The following is a 16763-nucleotide window of genomic DNA, read 5'->3' as shown; positions in this document are numbered from 1 at the left end:
ACTATTTTTGCTAAATAGCCCCCTTTCCCTACCCTCAAAAGGGGGCAACTACCCGTCAAACGTTCCCTTCAAAAATCATTCATTCCGATAAACCCTCACTTCTGTTGGTTGTTTCTTTTCCATTCATTCTTGTAGCTAATCATTTTGAGTTAATTGTCTGGTTGATTTGACTGAATTCCCATTGTTGCTGCCGCTTGAAGCGTTTCAGTTCTTAATTTCGCATTTAGGGTGCAATCCAGTGCAACTAATAATTTCCATATTGTTATGAGGGTGTTATTTTCCGCGCAAGCACGGATAAAAAAGAAGTGTCACTCAATCATCACAGAGAGCAAAGCGACAGGCTGCCGTGTATTTACCCAAAAGGACATAGTTATGAAAGCTTCAGTATTTAAAAGTCTTTATTTTCAGGTGTTAACGGCGATTACCTTGGGCGTATTATTGGGGCACTTTTACCCGGAGCTCGGCGCTCAGATGAAACCTTTGGGTGATGGATTTGTTAAACTAATTAAAATGATTATCGCGCCCGTGATTTTCTGTACCGTCGTGACCGGTATTGCGGGTATGGAAAGTATGAAAGCGGTGGGCCGCACCGGTGCCATTGCGCTGCTTTATTTTGAGATTGTCAGTACCATTGCACTGCTGATTGGCTTGGTGATTGTTAACGTGGTGCAACCCGGTGCTGGTATGAATATCGACCCGGCGACACTGGATGCCAAGGCGGTTGCACTTTATGCCGAGCAAGCCTCACAGCAAGGAATTATACCTTTCTTGCTGGATATCATTCCTGGCAGCGTAGTGGGTGCCTTTGCCAGTGGCAACATTCTGCAAGTCTTACTGTTTGCTGTTCTGTTCGGTTTTGCCCTGCATCGTCTGGGTGAAAAAGGTCAGCTTATCTTTAATGTTATCGAGAGCTTCTCCCGCGTTATCTTCGGCATTATCAATATGATTATGCGCCTGGCACCTATCGGGGCTTTCGGTGCAATGGCCTTTACTATTGGTAAGTACGGTGTGGGTAGCTTGGTGCAGTTGGGTCAGTTGATTATCTGCTTCTACATAACCTGCGTGTTGTTTGTGGTGGTGGTGCTGGGTTCTATCGCGAAATTCAATGGCTTTAATATCTTCAAATTTATCCGTTATATAAAAGAAGAGTTGTTGATCGTGTTAGGGACATCATCTTCAGAGTCTGTGTTGCCGCGCATGCTGGATAAGATGGAGAAAGCGGGGTGTAAGAAGTCTGTGGTGGGCTTGGTTATCCCGACCGGTTACTCGTTTAACCTGGACGGAACCTCTATTTATCTGACGATGGCGGCGGTATTTATTGCCCAGGCTACCAATACCCATATGGATGTTATTCATCAGGTGACCTTATTGGTGGTGCTGTTGCTCTCCTCAAAAGGTGCCGCAGGGGTTACAGGTAGCGGCTTTATCGTGTTGGCGGCCACCATCTCTGCGGTTGGGCATTTACCATTGGCAGGTTTGGCGCTGATTCTGGGTATCGACCGCTTTATGTCGGAAGCCCGTGCGCTGACTAATCTGGTGGGGAATGGGGTTGCAACCATTGTTGTCGCGAAATGGTGTAACCAGTTGGATAACGATCAGCTACAAGCGGTGTTATCAAATAAAACCTTACCGAATAAAGAGATAAAGAGCAGCACATCTGCTTGATTCGCTCAGAATAAAACATTAAGTCATTTGTCTATTCGATTCACTACCGGTGGCTAACATGGCCACCGGTAGCACCTCGTGATCACCCCCGCGATATCATTTCTTGTGTTAATTACCATTTAGATACTATTTTTTACTCTGATGAGTGACATCCACAAAAGCATGCGGTCTAACAGAATGGTACACTCCCACGTTCCGCTCTCACTGTGACAATTTGCATGAAAACACGCATGGTTCACGTAAGGATTGCATTGTTTATACCCAAAGTCATTGGGGTTGCAGGTAGGCAGCAAATGAGTGAATCCCGATGAGTTGACTCAAGTCAGTGATTCGGGTGAAGGAAAGCCGCTAACACCGCTGCAACTTCAAGTAAGAAGGGTCAAATTTGGATAGTTTATTAAGTAGGGGTTCACATGCAGGGCACCAGAATTCGTCTCATAGTTGGTGGATTATTGTTGGCTGCCGCCAGCAGTAATGTGCAGGCTGAAGCACTACAACCCGATCCTGCCTGGCAGCAGGGAAAATTAGAAAACGGGTTTTCATGGCAGTTGCTAGCGACACCGCAGCGCCCTAGCGATCGGATCGAGTTACGTCTGGTGGTTAATACTGGCTCATTATCTGAGAGCGCACAACACGTTGGTTTTGCCCATCTGTTACCGCGCCTGGCATTAATGAGCAGCGCGAGTTTTACTCCTGCCCAGCTTCAGTCTCTATGGCAGCAAGGGGTCGATAACGATCGTCCGTTGCCACCGGCTATTACATCTTATGATTTCACCTTATACAGTTTGAGTTTGCCCAATAACCGCCCCGATTTGATGAAAGAAGCCCTGGCGTGGTTATCCGATACCAGTGGCAAACTGGCTATCAGTGAACCGACTGTCAATGCAGCACTGAATAGTGCAACCGATCCTATTGCCACATTCCCGCAAAATATTCAGGAACCTTGGTGGCGTTACCGCCTTAAAGGCTCTTCTCTGATGGGACATGATCCCGGCCAGCCAGTGGCAAAACCAGTAGATATCGAGAAACTGAAACAGTTTTATCAGCAATGGTATACCCCGGATGCCATGACATTGTATGTGGTGGGTAATGTTGATAGCCGCAGTATTGCTGCCCAAATTGGCAAAACATTCTCTGAGTTGAAAGGGAAACGTACAACGCCGGCACCTATCGCGATGCTAGCGCCACTGCCACCAGAGCCGGTGAGCTTGATGAGTGAGCAGGCGACACAAGACACATTATCATTAATGTGGGATACCCCTTGGCATCCGATTCAGGACTCCGTTGCGTTAAGCCGCTACTGGCGCAGTGATTTAGCCCGTGAGGCACTATTCTGGCATGTTCAACAAGTGCTGGAAAAAAGTGATCAGAAGAACCTGAAGTTGGGCTTTGATTGCCGGGTGCAATATCAGCGTGCTCAATGTGCTATTCACCTGAATACACCAACTGAAAATCTGACGTCGGGCATGAATTTTGTGGCGCGCGAACTGGTCAGCTTGCGCACCAATGGCCTGAGCCAGACTGAGTTCGATGCCTTGATGGTGCAGAAAAACGATCAACTCAGTAAGTTATTTGCCACTTATGCTCGTACAGATACTGATATTTTGATGAGTCAGCGTCTGCGTTCACAGCAAAGTGGTGTGGTGGATATTGCGCCAGAACAGTATCAGAAGCTACGGCAGGCATTTTTGTCAGGGCTGACGTTGGCGGAGCTAAATCAGGAATTGAAGCAGCAATTATCGCAAGATACCACGCTGATTCTGACCCAGCCCAAAGGTGAGCCAGAAGTGAATGTGAAAGCGCTGCAAGATGCCTATAACGCGATTATGACACCACATACCGTGGTGCCAGAAGATGCAGCACCAGCTGCGGCAGGTGCTGCTGAAGCCGCGTCCGCGATACCCACAACAGCGCAATAAGCAAAATATTACGTCGTTATGAATAAGCCCGGACATTGTGTTCGGGCTTCAGTAACCGAAGGGGTTACCGCACCCAGGGGCGCTCCGGCGGCTCACGCCGCTATGACCCCAACGGCACGCTTCCCCTTCATTCTGATTTCTGGCGATAAATATTATCAATCACACCGCTGGCATGGCCGCCAGTGGGATGATTGCGCCACGATATTGAATTACGGTGCTGGCGGTTAAATGCCCACGCACGGCGGCGTCGCGTGCGCTACCACCGGTTAGGCGAACAGCCAAATAACCGGCACTGAAGGAATCCCCAGCCGCGGTGGTATCGACCACTTTTTCTTTCGGCAGTTTAACTGCTGGCACATCATACTGGTGAGCCTCAAAGCCCTCTTTCACCCAGATGATGCAGGAATCTGCGCCGCGCTTAATAATAATTTCGTTTACACCTAAATTCTGTGTGCGTTCGATGACCTGCTCCAGTGGCTTCTCGCCCCACAGCATGTCTTCATCATCCAGTGTCAGGAAGGCGATATCCGTGCAAGCCAACATGTCGCGGTAGGCTTGTTGCGTCTCTTCCTTGCTCTGCCACAGGCGAGGGCGGTAGTTATTATCAAAGATAACTTTGCCACCGTTAGCACGGCAGGCACGCAGCAATTTCAGTAAGCGTTGGCGGGAAGTGTGGTCGAGAATCGCCAGGCTGATACCACTAAGATACAGATAATCAAACTTTTCCAGACGTTGGCAGATTTCGTCTGCCGCCGGGCTGGTGAGCCAGAAACGTGCGGCAGCATCATTGCGCCAATAATAGAAAGTGCGCTCACCGGTGCTGTCTGTTTCGATAAAATACAGCCCTGGCAATTTATCATCCATACGCTGAATGAGGTCGGTGTGAATGTTTTCCTGCTGCCAGGCTGCCAACATCTCGTTACTGAAACTATCAGTACCCAGCGCCGTGACGTAATGGACATTCAAGTCCTGCTTTGACACCTGACGGGCAACATATACCGCCGTATTCAGCGTATCACCGCCAAAGCCCCGGCTAAGGTCGGTACCTTTTTGTGACAGTTCAATCATGCATTCGCCGATAACGGCAATATTTTTGCTGGTCATGGAAAGCTGGCCTGTGAGTCGATAATGGAAATAAGGTTAGTCTCACTGCTGGCTTGGTTAGAGTCAATAGTATTAAAACGACGTTTTAAATTTTTTATGATATAGGTCGGGAAACTGATAAGTTTCCCGCTATTCTGAACCGCTTTATGATCCTGAAAATAGTTAGCATCCTGAAAATAATTAGGATGACTTTCGCAGGTCGGTCACACTGTGGCCTCCAATCCCCCAGTTATCGGTCTCCACTTCATCAATCACCACCACGGTGGTGGCCGGGTTTTTACCCAAAGTATCGACTAACAATTGGGTCACACCCGCGATCAGTTGTTTTTTCTGTTCCGCCGTCGCCCCTTCGCGAGTAATTTTAATATTGACATAAGGCATGTTCATCTCCAGCAATACTGATGGCACCATTGAGTTAAGTAATATAGATGGCTTAAATGCGCCGCGCCAGCCTGCTTTGGCCTGTAATCTGGCTGGAAATAATAATCTGTCATGCTGCTATATAAAGTTCTGTCCGCACGAGTCGATAACATCACCAGAAGGAAAACCGTTTATCTCTGGGTATCTCGAGCGGGCGACAATATTTATTGCCTTGACGGTCAGATGCCCTAAACATGGCGACTAAACTGATGATGACCAATAAAGTATCAGGTTTACTTGCGCCATCCTTTGCCGCCATCGATCGTAATAAAGGACAGAGCTTCTGGCGGCAATGTCAGCGTCGGTACACTTTTCAACCCATCTACCGCACCTCTGGGGCGCTGCTGGCTATTGAGCTGCTTACGGCGGTTTTCCATCCTTCCTCGCCGGATACCCGCTTGAATCCGGAAGATTACTTCAGTGCTATTAGTATCCGCGCCCGTCTGGATGTAGTGCTGGAGCAGTTGAAGATGGTCAAGCAATGGCATGCTATATTTGTGCATCACTCGGTGTTGGTCTCGATTAACATTGATGGTCAGGCTTTGATGGCGATGCAGGACGACTTGCAGGCTAAGGTGTTAATTGATGCCATGCCTTACATTCGCTTTGAATTGCTCGAGCATGTCGATACCTCTCTTGATACCCCCTTTGCACGTATTGCCGAGGCAGACCGGCTATGGCTGGATGATTTTGGCAGCGGGCTGGCGAATTTCACTTCATTTATTAGTTGGCGCTATGAATACATCAAAGTCGCCAGAGACTTGTTTATCGTGCTGCAAGAAAGTGATGTTGGGAACCAACTGTTTTTCAAACTGGTGACCCTGATGGGAAGTTATAGCAAAGGCGTGATTGTTGAAGGGGTGGAAACCTCGCAAGAATGGGCGATGGTACAGCAGTCTGATGCGGTTGCTGCGCAAGGTTATTATCTCTCCCGACCGACGTCATTTGATCGTTTACAGACCCTGCCCATGCTGTTTTGTGGCTAATCCTTATTGGTTAATAAATCAGCACCTATTTCTGCCATTCTGCCTGACGGCTTCATTCTCGACTATGGTTAAAGTAGTTTTTTAATTCAGACTATTAACATCATGAGTACTGGCATGGAGCTACTATGACCAAAACCGGAAAAGTGCTGACGGGCATTGTCGCGGGAATTTTGCTGCTATTGGCGGCAATTGTTGTGTTTATTATGACTTTCGACTGGAATCGTCTCAAGCCAACCATTAATGAAAAAGTCTCGACTGAGCTGCAACGGCCTTTCGCTATTCGCGGCAATCTGGGGGTGGACTGGTCACGTAAAGGTGATGAGCTAGGCTGGCGCGGCTGGGTACCGTGGCCGCATATCCACGCTGAGGATTTGGTGCTGGGCAACCCGCCCGATTTAGCCGGCGGTAACACCGCTGGCAAGAGCAATAACGCCGAAAGCACAACAGAATCTACCGCATTCCCTACTGGCGAGATGGTCACCCTGAAACGGGTTGATGCCAGTATTGCTCCGCTGGCGTTGCTGGCGAAAGAGGTCTGGATACCGCGCATCTGGCTGACACAACCGGATGCCACCTTGCTACGCCTGGCTGATGGTAAGAATAACTGGACATTTAATCTGGCGAATAGCCCGGCGGGGGATAAGAGTAGCGTGTCTGATTGGTCAGTAAATATTGATGATATTGTGTTTGATCGCGGCCAGATAAACCTGAAAGATGCGGTGCTAAAAGCAGACTTGCAGGCGGTGATTGACCCGCTGGGTAAGCCGCTACCATTTGCTGAGGTGACCGGCACCCGTAACGAGAAAAAAGCTACTGAAAAAGCGCAGAACAAGGCTCCGGATTTTGTGTTTGGTTGGAAGATTGACGGTAAGTATCAGGGGCAGCCTTTAACTGGCAGTGGCAAAATCGGTGGAATGTTGTCGATGAATGATGCCAGCATTCCCTTCCCATTACAGGCAGATGTCCGCTCTGGCTCCACTCGGGTGGCGGTAGCGGGTACATTAACCGATCCTGCCAATCTGGCGGGGCTGGATCTGCAATTGAAATTCTCCGGTGCCAGTTTGGATAACCTCTATCCGCTGATTGGTGTGTTATTGCCAGCCACTCCCCCATTTAATACCGATGGTCGCTTAATCGCGAGCCTCAAACAGGCCGGTGGGGCAGTTTATCGTTATGAAAACTTTAATGGCAAAATCGGCGATAGCGATATTCATGGTGACCTGACTTACACCGCCAGCCAACCGCGCCCGAAATTAGTCGGCAACATGTCGTCAGATAAATTACGTTTTGCTGATTTGGCCCCTTTAATTGGGGCTGATTCCAATCAGGAAAAAGCCAATCGTGGCGAGCGCAGCCGACAACCGAGCAATAAGGTGCTGCCGACTGAAAAATTTGATACCAAAAGCTGGGGAGTGATGGATGCGGATGTTACCTATGCGGCTAAACGTATCGATCGGGATAAATCATTACCATTGACTGACTTGTCGACTCACGTAGTGCTTAATAATGGGGAATTGCTGCTCGACCCGCTGCGATTTGGCATGGCAAGGGGGAATCTCAATGCAACTCTGCGCCTGAATGGCAACAAAGACCCGATGCAGGGTAAAGTTGATTTGCATGCCCGTCGCCTACAACTGAAAGAGCTGTTGCCACAGGTACAGGCAATGCGCAACAGCTTGGGGCAGTTGAATGGCGATGCATCATTTACTGCGACCGGTAACTCAGTTGCTGCGCTGTTGGCCACCAGTAATGGTAACCTGCGCTTGTTACTGAATCAGGGCCTTATCAGCCGCAGCTTAATGGAATTACTCGGCCTGAATGTGGGTAACTATCTGGTGGCGAAGCTGTTTGGCGATGATGAGGTCAAAATTAACTGCGCAGTGGCGGATATTCAGTTACGCAATGGCCTGGCGACACCGCGCTTATTTGTTATTGATACCGAAAATGCCATTATCAATATTACCGGTAATATCAATTTTGCTACCGAACGGCTGGATTTATCTATTAATCCGGAAAGCAAAGGGTTGCGAATTCTGACTCTACGTTCTCCGCTGTATGTGAAAGGCACATTTAAACAGCCTGATGCCGGGGTCAAAGCCGGGCCTCTACTGGCCCGTGGTGCGGTTGCTGCGGTATTAGGTGTGGCACTCACACCTGCCGCTGCATTGCTGGCACTGATTTCCCCAAGTGAAGCGGAAGAAAATCAGTGCACACCGCTGTTGCAAAAAATGAAGCAGAAAAAATAACGAGTTAATGTATCGGTGGTTGGGGGAGCAGTTGGCAACTGTGGTCTTGCAATTCCTCCACCGATGCACGATGCAACTTTGTCAGACTCGCTTTGCTGGCGAGTAGTAAGAATTGCCCATCCGGTAATGCTGTCATGGCTAAACCATAACGCCCCATTTCATCTTGCGCGCCCGGCACTTCGCTTGCTAACAAACGAAACGCACCTGATTGTTGCAATTCTGCTGCGGTAGTACGCCGAACTAAATAATCGTGTCCCAATAAACCGCCGGGTAAGGGCTGCCATTGCTGACGGAAATCAGTTTCCTGTGCTGCCAGAGCCGTTTTGACTGCTGGCTTTAGACACGAAATATGAATGTGTAGTTGATCCTGACTGCGGCCAAATTTTGAATTGATAGCTAGCGAGATATCCGCGTCATCAATGGGTGCACCATATTTATCCGCCATAAAGTGGCGAGCTTGCCAGGCATCAAAGAAATAGTTGGGACTGCTGGCGGCTAATAACTGGGGGCTTTCTATGCCGCTAATTTTGGCGGTCGGCATTAATAAATACTGTAATGGCCCATTCTTATCTTTAAACACCACGAAACCCGCTGGTGTATCGACCTCAACACAGGGTTGCGGGTTATGTTCCTGTTCCATATGCGGAACACACTGCTGGCTAACAATTTTCCACAGCGCATCGGCGTGGCTAAAACGAAATTGATAGACCAGCAAAGCAGCTAGCATAACAACGGCGAGTAGTATCAGTAATTTTATATTGTGAGACATTGGTGATCCTCCATGATCAGGGGTTACTCTGCGGTGTTATTGCCGCTTGTCTGGGGCAATGTTCCGTCCTCGGCGTAGCGAGCGGTGGCTATCCAGGCGGCACAAAATAAGGTTAAGCGAGCGAAAAAGTAGAAAAAGGCCATTAGGCCGATGACTGAACCAAAAGCCGCTCCCGATGGAGAGCTGGCAAGACGCGGCAGCATCATAGTCATGATGAATTTGATGATTTCAAAACCGATTGCGGCAATCAGGGTGCCGCGCAACAGTGCTTTTTTCTTCGGCTTATGCCGTGGCAGAATCCAGAAGATCCATAAAAATAATAGATAATTAGCGGCAATAGAAATTGATAAGGCAATGAGTGTCATGACTGGCCGCAACCACTCGATCCCCCCTAACCCTAATGCATCAACAATTGCAGATTGCGCCGCACCGGCGATAGACGTCAGCGACAGGGTAATGATCAGCGCGATAACTAACCCGGTGAGCGAAACAAAATCACGCGCATAGCGGTAATAGAACTTTTCCTGATCCTGCGGATTGCGCTCCCAAACATCTCGTGACTGGGCGCGAATGGCTTCGCGCAGATTTCCCATCCAACTTATCCCGGAATAAAGTGCAATCGCCAAACCGGTTAATCCCACGGTCGTACGCTGTTGGATAGCGGTATTTACGGTGTTCTTAAGTGTGGCTGCCAAACTTGGGTCACTGATAGTATTAACAATTTTGTTAATTAATTCAGCCAATAAGTCAGGATTGGATGCCAGCACAAAACCCACGGCGGCAAAAGAAACCATCAAAATAGGAATAAGTGACAAAAATGAAAAATAAGTAATAGCGGCCCCAAACTGGCTGCCTAACCGATCATTGAAACGGTCTGTTGCACGGATAATATGGGCGACTGCCGGGTAAGCTTTCACACGATCACTTATCCGTGTCATAAAGGAAATCGCTTTTTTGCCAGTTTCAATCCCAGCAGCCAGCGGGGCTGGGTTGTCTCGCGGTGCGTTCGGCATAATTCTCCTCGAATACAGTTATCCATGCCTTATGCAGATGATTCTTCTACAAAATATGACATAAAACAGCGGCTAATCTGTTGATAATAGCAGAGTCGACGTCTATCACAACTGTAGTGGGTAAAATCCAGCATTTTGACATGCTGAAATTAGCGTCAGTTATATTTTCAATTCAACCGTTTTAAGCGACTGATTCAGATCTTTATTTATATTTTGTAGGAAAAGGACTACATATTTTGGCATGTAGTCCCATATTAAAAATATTTCTTATCACATATATTCTCAACAGGGTGGGTTATTTATTTTCTTTAAATTAAACCTGACAAATAAATATAAATATTACAGATAAAACAAGACCTAATAAATAAAGTTAAAAACTTTTTCTATTTGAATTTGTTATAAAGCCAGGTTGTCAATATGAATATAAATAATATAGCGCGCTTACCTTGTTTTCGTAAAACGTTGCTGGCCAGTTTACTGGTGCCGCTGCTAACGCCACTTTATAGTTGGGCGGCACAGACAGTCAGTGTCACTGATGGTAATTCTGTTGCAATTTTAGGTGAGTATGGCACCGATAGTGACAACCTATCTCCGGTCAGCGTGCAAGGTTCTACCAGTGAGGTAACTGGCGGCTCAGATGTCGCTATCACTACCACGGGACGCGGTGCAAATGGTGCCAATGTGACTAATGGCGGCACTCTGACACTGAATGGATCGGCTATCAAGACTGATGGTGTCGTGGCATTTGGTATCAGCAATAATAAAGGCACCGTGAACTTACAGGGGGGGGACGGTGACGACGACTGGCTCCACCGCTTATGGTGTTTCTTCGACGGGTCTGGGGAGCAGTGCGGATATTAATGGCACTGTGATCTCCACCAGTGGCTCATCGGCTTACGGTATTTCGGGGGCCGGTGGTGCTAAATTAACAGTCAATAATACGACTCTCAATGCCAGTGGTGGTGGTAGTTACGGTATTTATCTGAGTGATATTGGCAGTGCGTTAAGTGGGGCGAATAACACCATAAATAACACCAGCAGTGCCAGTGGCACCGGGGTTTATATTGGGAATGGCGGTATAAATGCCACCTTAGATAACACCACAATTAATATGACCAACGGCTACGCCGGGGTGAGTGTTGGCCGGGATTCGACTATTACCATGGATGGCTTGACGGCCACGGGTAATATGAATCAGGTTTTTGATATTACCGGTTCGGCTACAGTCAGCAATGCCAATATTGATTTGGCTTCGGGCGCAGTGTTACGTGCTATGGGTAACAGTTCGACCAATAAAGCAGTCATTATATTAAATAATATCAATGCGATATCTCATAGCAGTAATGCGACGATGGTTAACGCTAATATGAATGCTGACGTCACGATCAATGGCGGCTCCTACCATTCCAAAGGCACTTATGCCATGGGAATTTGGGTACCGGATACGACGTCATCGGTGAAGGTAAATAATGCCGAGTTCATTACCGAAGGGGATGGTGCTACCGCTATAGAGAACCGGGGCACAGCAACCGTCGATAGTACAGTTGTGAGAACAAGCGGCAATAGTTCTCACGGCATTTACTCAGAATCAATTTTTAATGCCACCAATATGAGCATCTCCACAGCTGGTGTTGGCAGTATTGGTGCTACTGCTGCGCGTGGTGGAAATCTGAATCTGGCTGGGGCGACGATTAACACCACCGGTGCTTCAGGCATGGTGCTCGGCACCTTTATCGGTTCGTCTATCAATGCTAAAAATATCACCGCGACCTCAACCGGTGCCAGTGCTTATGCTTTGTGGACTCAAACCAGCAGCTCTATTGCGCTAAAAGACAGCCAAATTACTACCAGTGGTGTGAATGCGGGTGGAATTTATGCCGCAGGCTCGAATGCGGTTTATAGCAAGGTTATGTTGGATAACTCTCAAGTTGTCAGTGAGAACGGTGCTGGTGTTCGCGCATATGGTGCCAATATCAATATTGATGTGAACAATGGTTCACAGTTAATCGGCGGCAATGGGTTGCTGGTCAACGCCAGTACTAACGTCGGAACGCTAGCTTCTCCGCTCAATATTATCAGTAACGTCAATCTTAATGCTGACAACTATTCGGTGCTGGTGGGTGACCTTCAGGCGGAAGAGCATAATAATGTTAGCTTAACACTGAAGAACAATTCGGTCTGGACTGGTGCAGCATATAACGCCAAAAGTGTTGATGTTGATAGCAGCAGTGTGTGGAATTTGACCGGTGATGCCGATGTTGAGTCGATGCACATTTTGGGTCAGATGAACTTTATCCCAAGCAGCAGTAACCCAAATGCACGCGCGTTGGGATACAGTTTTAGTACCTTAACTATTAATAGCAATCTCACTGGCAATGGTAGTTTTGTTTTCAATGCGCAATTAGGCGATGACAGTTCACCGGCAGATAAATTGCATGTGATAGGGAATGTTACTGGTGATCATTATGTTCAGGTGATTAATCAAGGTGGGCTGGGGGCATTAACTAGCGGCACCGGAATCAACCTTATTACCGTTGATGGTGATACCGACTTTGGGCAATTCACCATGAGCAACGGGGTTGTTGCTGGGGCATATCAGTATTTCTTATATAAGATAGATGAACATAGCTGGAATTTGCAGTCCAATCTGGCGCCTGTTGGCCCGACAGATCCGGGGACAGGTATTGGTGTTGACCCTGCGCCTGTGGCACCACAACCACCTGAAACGGCTTATCGCAGTGAAGTGCCAGGATATATTGCCGCGCCGTGGTTAAATGCATTCTATGGTTTTACCACTTTAGGCAGTTTGCACGAACGCCGTGGTTCAGCTGAAGGTGCGACCAATGGTTTTAATCAGGATTCCTGGGGCCGGATTAGCGGGCAGCATAATAAGTTTGATGCGGGCCGTTTTAGCTATGACTCAGATATCTGGTTCGCTCAATTGGGCCATGATTTCTATCAAGCTGAAAACTCTGCCGGAACACAGGCGACAGCGGGCGTGATGATAACGCTGGGTAAACAGGAAACTGACACGCAAGATAAGGCGCGGGCTGTGCGTCCAGAGCTATCAGTCAATACGGGTAAGATTAAGACTGATGCTTATGGTCTGGGCGGTTATTACACCTTAATGACGCCACAAGGTGGCTATATTGACCTCGTTGGCCAAGGGACGTTATACCGTAATAATTATCAGAGCCAACATGATGCCAAACAGAATGGTTATGGTGCGGCGCTATCTGCCGAAGTGGGTCAGGCGTACCCTATTGCAGGAAGTTGGAAAGTGGAGCCTCAGGGGCAACTGAAATACCAATATCTGAATCTGAACAGTTTCAGTGACGAGATTTCAGGAGTGAGCGCTACTTCTTACTCTGTCGGGCAGGCCCGCGCAGGGATGCGTGTCTTTAGTGAGGCAACCAAACAGCAAACCATCAAACCTTATTTATCTGCTGATGTGGTGTATCAGTTAGGTAAAAACCCGCAGGTCACTATTGATACGGCGAGTCTGCGCCCTGAATTCAGTAAAACCTATTGGCAGGGCGGGGCTGGCGTGACTGCTAAAGTGAATAGTAATGTTGATATTTATGCAGATGCTAAATACCAGCGCGCTTTTAACGGTAAAATGGACGGTTATGCGGGTAATGTCGGTGTGAAGATTAGTTTCTAATTCATCATGTTACAGTATGACTTTCAGGCTGGGGCTTAGCTCTGGCCTGATTTTTTTAGCTATCACAACGAATAAGAATTTTCCCTTGAGAAGAGTTCTGACTCATAACACTCAATGCGGCGGGTAACTCATTGAGAGGGAATATCCCTGCGATTCTTGAACTGGCAATACCATCAGGAATGAGCAGGAAATCGCCTGCGCGAAAGTAAAAAATATTCTTGAAGGTCGAATTCAAAGCAATAAAAAAGGCTATAAACCATGCAGTTTATAGCCTTAGCGTGCTTTTAGCTGACTTAGCGCATAGTAACAAATTCTTCGGCGGCAGTCGGGTGGATAGCAACCGTGTTGTCGAAATCTTTCTTGGTTGCGCCCATTTTCACGGCGACAGCGAACCCTTGTAGGATTTCATCCATACCAAAACCGATACCGTGGATACCGACAATCTTCTCTTCCGGCCCTGCGCACACCAGTTTCATCCGGCATGGTTGGCGGTGCTGCGTAACAGCACTGTACATCGCGGTGAAGGACGATTTGTAGACTTTCACTTGCTCGTCGCCAAACTTCTCACGCGCTTGCGGTTCAGTCAGACCAATAGTCCCGATTGGTGGGTGGCTGAATACCACGGTTGGGATATTGCTGTAATCCAGATGCTCGTCTGGCTTGTTATTAAACAGGCGTTCAGACAGACGACGACCTGCCGCCACTGCCACCGGCGTCAGTTCAACGGCACCGGTATTATCGCCAACAGCGTAGATACCTTTGACGTTAGTATTCTGGAATTTATCGACTTCGATATAGCCTTTTTCATTGGTTTTGACACCGCTGGCGGCCAGATTCAGGTTATCGGTTGCCGGTTCACGGCCGATAGCCCAAATCAGATGGTCGACAGTCACTTCTGTGCCATTTTCCAATTGCAGTGTCAGGCTGCCATCGGCATTTTTGATAACCGCTTTCGGTGCGGCCTCGGTATGCAGTTTCGGCCCTTCGGTGTTCATCACTTCCAACAGGGTTTCAACAATCAGCGGATCAAAGGTACGCAGTGGTGCATGTTTGCGCACAAACAGATGCGTTTCTGTGCCTAACCCATTGAGTACACCTGCGATTTCTACCGCGATATAACCGGCACCCACTACAGCAACCCGTTTTGGCATCTCGTCCAATTCGAAGAAACCATCGGAATCAATGCCGTATTCCGCCCCTGGAATATCTGGATGACTTGGGCGACCCCCGGTGGCGATCAGGATATGATCGGCGGTTATCTTCTCACCGTTCACTTCCACGGTATGCGCATCAACAAAACGCGCGAAACCCTTAATAACATCCACTTTGTTATTACTTAAACCACGGTCATAAGACTGATGGATACGATCGATGTAAGCAGTACGATTGGCGATCAGCGTTTTCCAAGCGAAATGATTCACTGTAGTGTCGAAACCGTAATCCGGGCCATACAGTTTAATGGCTTCTGCAATTTGCGCCGCATGCCACATCACTTTTTTCGGTACACAACCGACGTTGACACAGGTGCCACCGAGCTCTTTAGCTTCGATCAGCGCACATTTCTTGCCATACATGGCTGCCCGGTTGATCGATGCGATCCCACCACTGCCACCGCCAATTGCCAGATAGTCGTAATGTTTGGTCATCAGTGTCGTTTCCAAGTCGTTTAAAAAATTGTCTATCAGTGTAGCGCTTGATAAAGCTTTATGCATCAATGGCTCTGATAGGCGATTCATTTAGAAAAGAATTACTTCAGAGCTATCTATACCAAAATAATTCGAGTTACAGGAAGGCGGCAACTGAGTAAACCCCCAGGAGCTTACACAAGCAAGTGACTGGGGTGAGCGAAGGCAGTTAACGCATCTGCAGCTTGAAGTATGAAGGGTATATTATTCCGGCACTACCCATTTCACCAGCGTATGGCCATGACCAGAAGGCACCAGCGCTTTGTGCAGCCACGGCAGTAGCGTGTTCATTTGCTGCTCCAGCTTCCACGGCGGGTTAATCACAATCATGCCAGACGCGGTCATACCGTGTTGGTCACTGTCAGGGCGAACGGCCAATTCAATTTGCAAGATACGGCGGATGCCAGTGGCTTCCAAATCTCGCAATAGACGTTTGACTTGCTGGCGTAAAACCACCGGATACCATAATGCATAGGTACCCGTTGCAAAGCGTTTATAACCTTCCTGAATACCTTTCACCACATCCTGATAATCAGTTTTCATTTCATACGGTGGGTCGATAAGAATTAAACCGCGGCGTGATGGTGGCGGTAACTGTGATTTAAGCTGCTGATAACCATCGGCTCGCTGGACTTTGGCGCGTTCGTCTTTGGCAAATTCATTGCGCAGTAACGGGTAATCGCTCGGGTGCAGTTCGGTCAGATGGATCTTGTCGTATTCACGCAGTAAATGGCGGGCAATCAACGGTGAGCCGGGGTAGTAACGCAACTTCTCACCACGATTAAAATAATTGATCGCACTCATATACGGGGCTAAATCAGCGGGTAAGTCATCGCGTTGCCACAGTTGGCCGATACCTTCAAGGTATTCACCCGTGCGTTCAGCATGTTCGCCGCTTAACTGATAGCGGCCAGCACCGGCGTGAGTATCCAGATAAAGGAACGGTTTTTCTTTTTCTTTCAAAGACTCAATAATCAGGCTTTGAACAGTATGTTTCAGAACGTCGGCATGGTTGCCGGCGTGAAAACTATGGCGGTAACTTAACATTTTATTTTAACCAATTGATATATCTGTATATTGCGGCAGTGTTTCTTGCGGCCTTTCTTTATGGATGAGACAAAACATCGTCGTCAGTCACCGCAGCCAACACATTATGGCAACTAGTATAAACTGTCTGGTGGATAAAAAGTGAAAAGCATTAATTGGTGATAAAAATCTCACCGTTACGCAATGGAAAGGTTGAGGCTGTTGATTGACCAATTTAAGCCGTCAGCCATTGATTTTCATACTGA

10 protein-coding genes and 1 pseudogene are annotated in these 16763 nt (G+C 47.9%); 5 read left to right on the top strand and 6 right to left on the bottom strand.

Annotated features, from left to right (window positions below; all coding sequences use genetic code 11):
* Positions 1–372: 372 nt before the first annotated feature.
* Both FGL26_RS15055 and FGL26_RS15050 read left to right on the top strand, forming a co-directional pair.
* Positions 373–1665 carry a dicarboxylate/amino acid:cation symporter gene (locus tag FGL26_RS15055; RefSeq protein ID WP_005174862.1) on the top strand — a complete coding sequence of 431 codons (1293 nt, stop codon included), beginning with the start codon at positions 373–375 and terminating at the stop codon, positions 1663–1665.
* 413 nt (positions 1666–2078) lie between these two features.
* Complete coding sequence (locus FGL26_RS15050; RefSeq protein ID WP_005174860.1) at positions 2079–3584, top strand: M16 family metallopeptidase; 1506 nt, start codon at positions 2079–2081, stop codon at positions 3582–3584.
* A gap of 159 nt (positions 3585–3743) precedes the next feature.
* Here FGL26_RS15050 and kdgK read toward each other — a convergent pair whose 3' ends face one another.
* Complete coding sequence (gene kdgK / locus FGL26_RS15040) at positions 3744–4688, bottom strand: 2-dehydro-3-deoxygluconokinase (RefSeq protein ID WP_005174859.1); 945 nt, start codon at positions 4686–4688, stop codon at positions 3744–3746.
* Between the two features lie 180 nt (positions 4689–4868).
* Positions 4869–5069, bottom strand: a complete 201-nt coding sequence (locus FGL26_RS15035) for a 2-hydroxymuconate tautomerase family protein (protein ID WP_005174856.1) — start codon at positions 5067–5069, stop codon at positions 4869–4871.
* Between the two features lie 233 nt (positions 5070–5302).
* Between FGL26_RS15035 and pdeH the strand changes: the two genes are divergently transcribed.
* Positions 5303–6094: a cyclic-guanylate-specific phosphodiesterase gene (gene pdeH / locus FGL26_RS15030; RefSeq protein ID WP_005174855.1), complete on the top strand. Its 792-nt coding sequence runs from the start codon at positions 5303–5305 to the stop codon at positions 6092–6094.
* Positions 6095–6219: 125 nt separating this feature from the next.
* Positions 6220–8340 (top strand): AsmA family protein, encoded by a 2121-nt coding sequence (locus tag FGL26_RS15025; protein WP_005174853.1) that lies wholly within the window; start codon positions 6220–6222, stop codon positions 8338–8340.
* A 4-nt stretch (positions 8341–8344) separates the two neighbouring features.
* Here the strand turns inward: FGL26_RS15025 and FGL26_RS15020 are convergent, their stop codons facing one another.
* Both FGL26_RS15020 and yhjD read right to left on the bottom strand, forming a co-directional pair.
* The gene (locus tag FGL26_RS15020) at positions 8345–9109 is read right to left on the bottom strand and encodes a CDP-diacylglycerol diphosphatase (RefSeq protein ID WP_005174851.1); all 765 of its coding nucleotides are present in this window, start codon (positions 9107–9109) and stop codon (positions 8345–8347) included.
* 23 nt (positions 9110–9132) lie between these two features.
* The gene (gene yhjD, locus FGL26_RS15015; protein ID WP_005157374.1) at positions 9133–10122 is read right to left on the bottom strand and encodes an inner membrane protein YhjD; all 990 of its coding nucleotides are present in this window, start codon (positions 10120–10122) and stop codon (positions 9133–9135) included.
* A 417-nt stretch (positions 10123–10539) separates the two neighbouring features.
* On the opposite strand from yhjD, the pseudogene yapE reads away from it, so the two are divergent.
* Positions 10540–13786 (top strand): annotated as a pseudogene (gene yapE / locus FGL26_RS15010) (autotransporter adhesin YapE).
* A gap of 293 nt (positions 13787–14079) precedes the next feature.
* Here the strand turns inward: yapE and gorA are convergent.
* Together gorA and FGL26_RS14995 are read right to left on the bottom strand one after the other, a co-directional pair.
* On the bottom strand, positions 14080–15432 hold the full coding sequence (gorA, locus tag FGL26_RS15000; protein WP_138060248.1) for a glutathione-disulfide reductase: 1353 nt from the start codon (positions 15430–15432) through the stop codon (positions 14080–14082).
* Positions 15433–15675: 243 nt separating this feature from the next.
* Positions 15676–16518 (bottom strand): 23S rRNA (adenine(2030)-N(6))-methyltransferase RlmJ, encoded by an 843-nt coding sequence (locus FGL26_RS14995; protein ID WP_004388937.1) that lies wholly within the window; start codon positions 16516–16518, stop codon positions 15676–15678.
* Between the last annotated feature and the right edge of the window lie 245 nt (positions 16519–16763).

This window comes from Yersinia enterocolitica subsp. enterocolitica (assembly GCF_901472495.1).
GTDB lineage: Bacteria > Pseudomonadota > Gammaproteobacteria > Enterobacterales > Enterobacteriaceae > Yersinia > Yersinia enterocolitica.
Note: the sequence above shows the minus strand (reverse complement) of the source record. Positions and strands in the feature narration are given on the sequence as shown.

Bases quoted from the DNA above. Each gene is read 5' to 3' on its own strand.
- pdeH (WP_005174855.1), top strand. From the start codon at position 5,303: ATGGCGACTAAACTGATGATGACCAATAAAGTATCAGGTTTACTTGCG.
- yhjD (WP_005157374.1), bottom strand. From the start codon at position 10,122: ATGCCGAACGCACCGCGAGACAACCCAGCCCCGCTGGCTGCTGGGATT.
- kdgK (WP_005174859.1), bottom strand. From the start codon at position 4,688: ATGACCAGCAAAAATATTGCCGTTATCGGCGAATGCATGATTGAACTG.
- FGL26_RS15020 (WP_005174851.1), bottom strand. From the start codon at position 9,109: ATGTCTCACAATATAAAATTACTGATACTACTCGCCGTTGTTATGCTA.
- FGL26_RS15025 (WP_005174853.1), top strand. From the start codon at position 6,220: ATGACCAAAACCGGAAAAGTGCTGACGGGCATTGTCGCGGGAATTTTG.
- FGL26_RS15055 (WP_005174862.1), top strand. From the start codon at position 373: ATGAAAGCTTCAGTATTTAAAAGTCTTTATTTTCAGGTGTTAACGGCG.
- FGL26_RS15035 (WP_005174856.1), bottom strand. From the start codon at position 5,069: ATGCCTTATGTCAATATTAAAATTACTCGCGAAGGGGCGACGGCGGAA.
- FGL26_RS15050 (WP_005174860.1), top strand. From the start codon at position 2,079: ATGCAGGGCACCAGAATTCGTCTCATAGTTGGTGGATTATTGTTGGCT.
- FGL26_RS14995 (WP_004388937.1), bottom strand. From the start codon at position 16,518: ATGTTAAGTTACCGCCATAGTTTTCACGCCGGCAACCATGCCGACGTT.
- gorA (WP_138060248.1), bottom strand. From the start codon at position 15,432: ATGACCAAACATTACGACTATCTGGCAATTGGCGGTGGCAGTGGTGGG.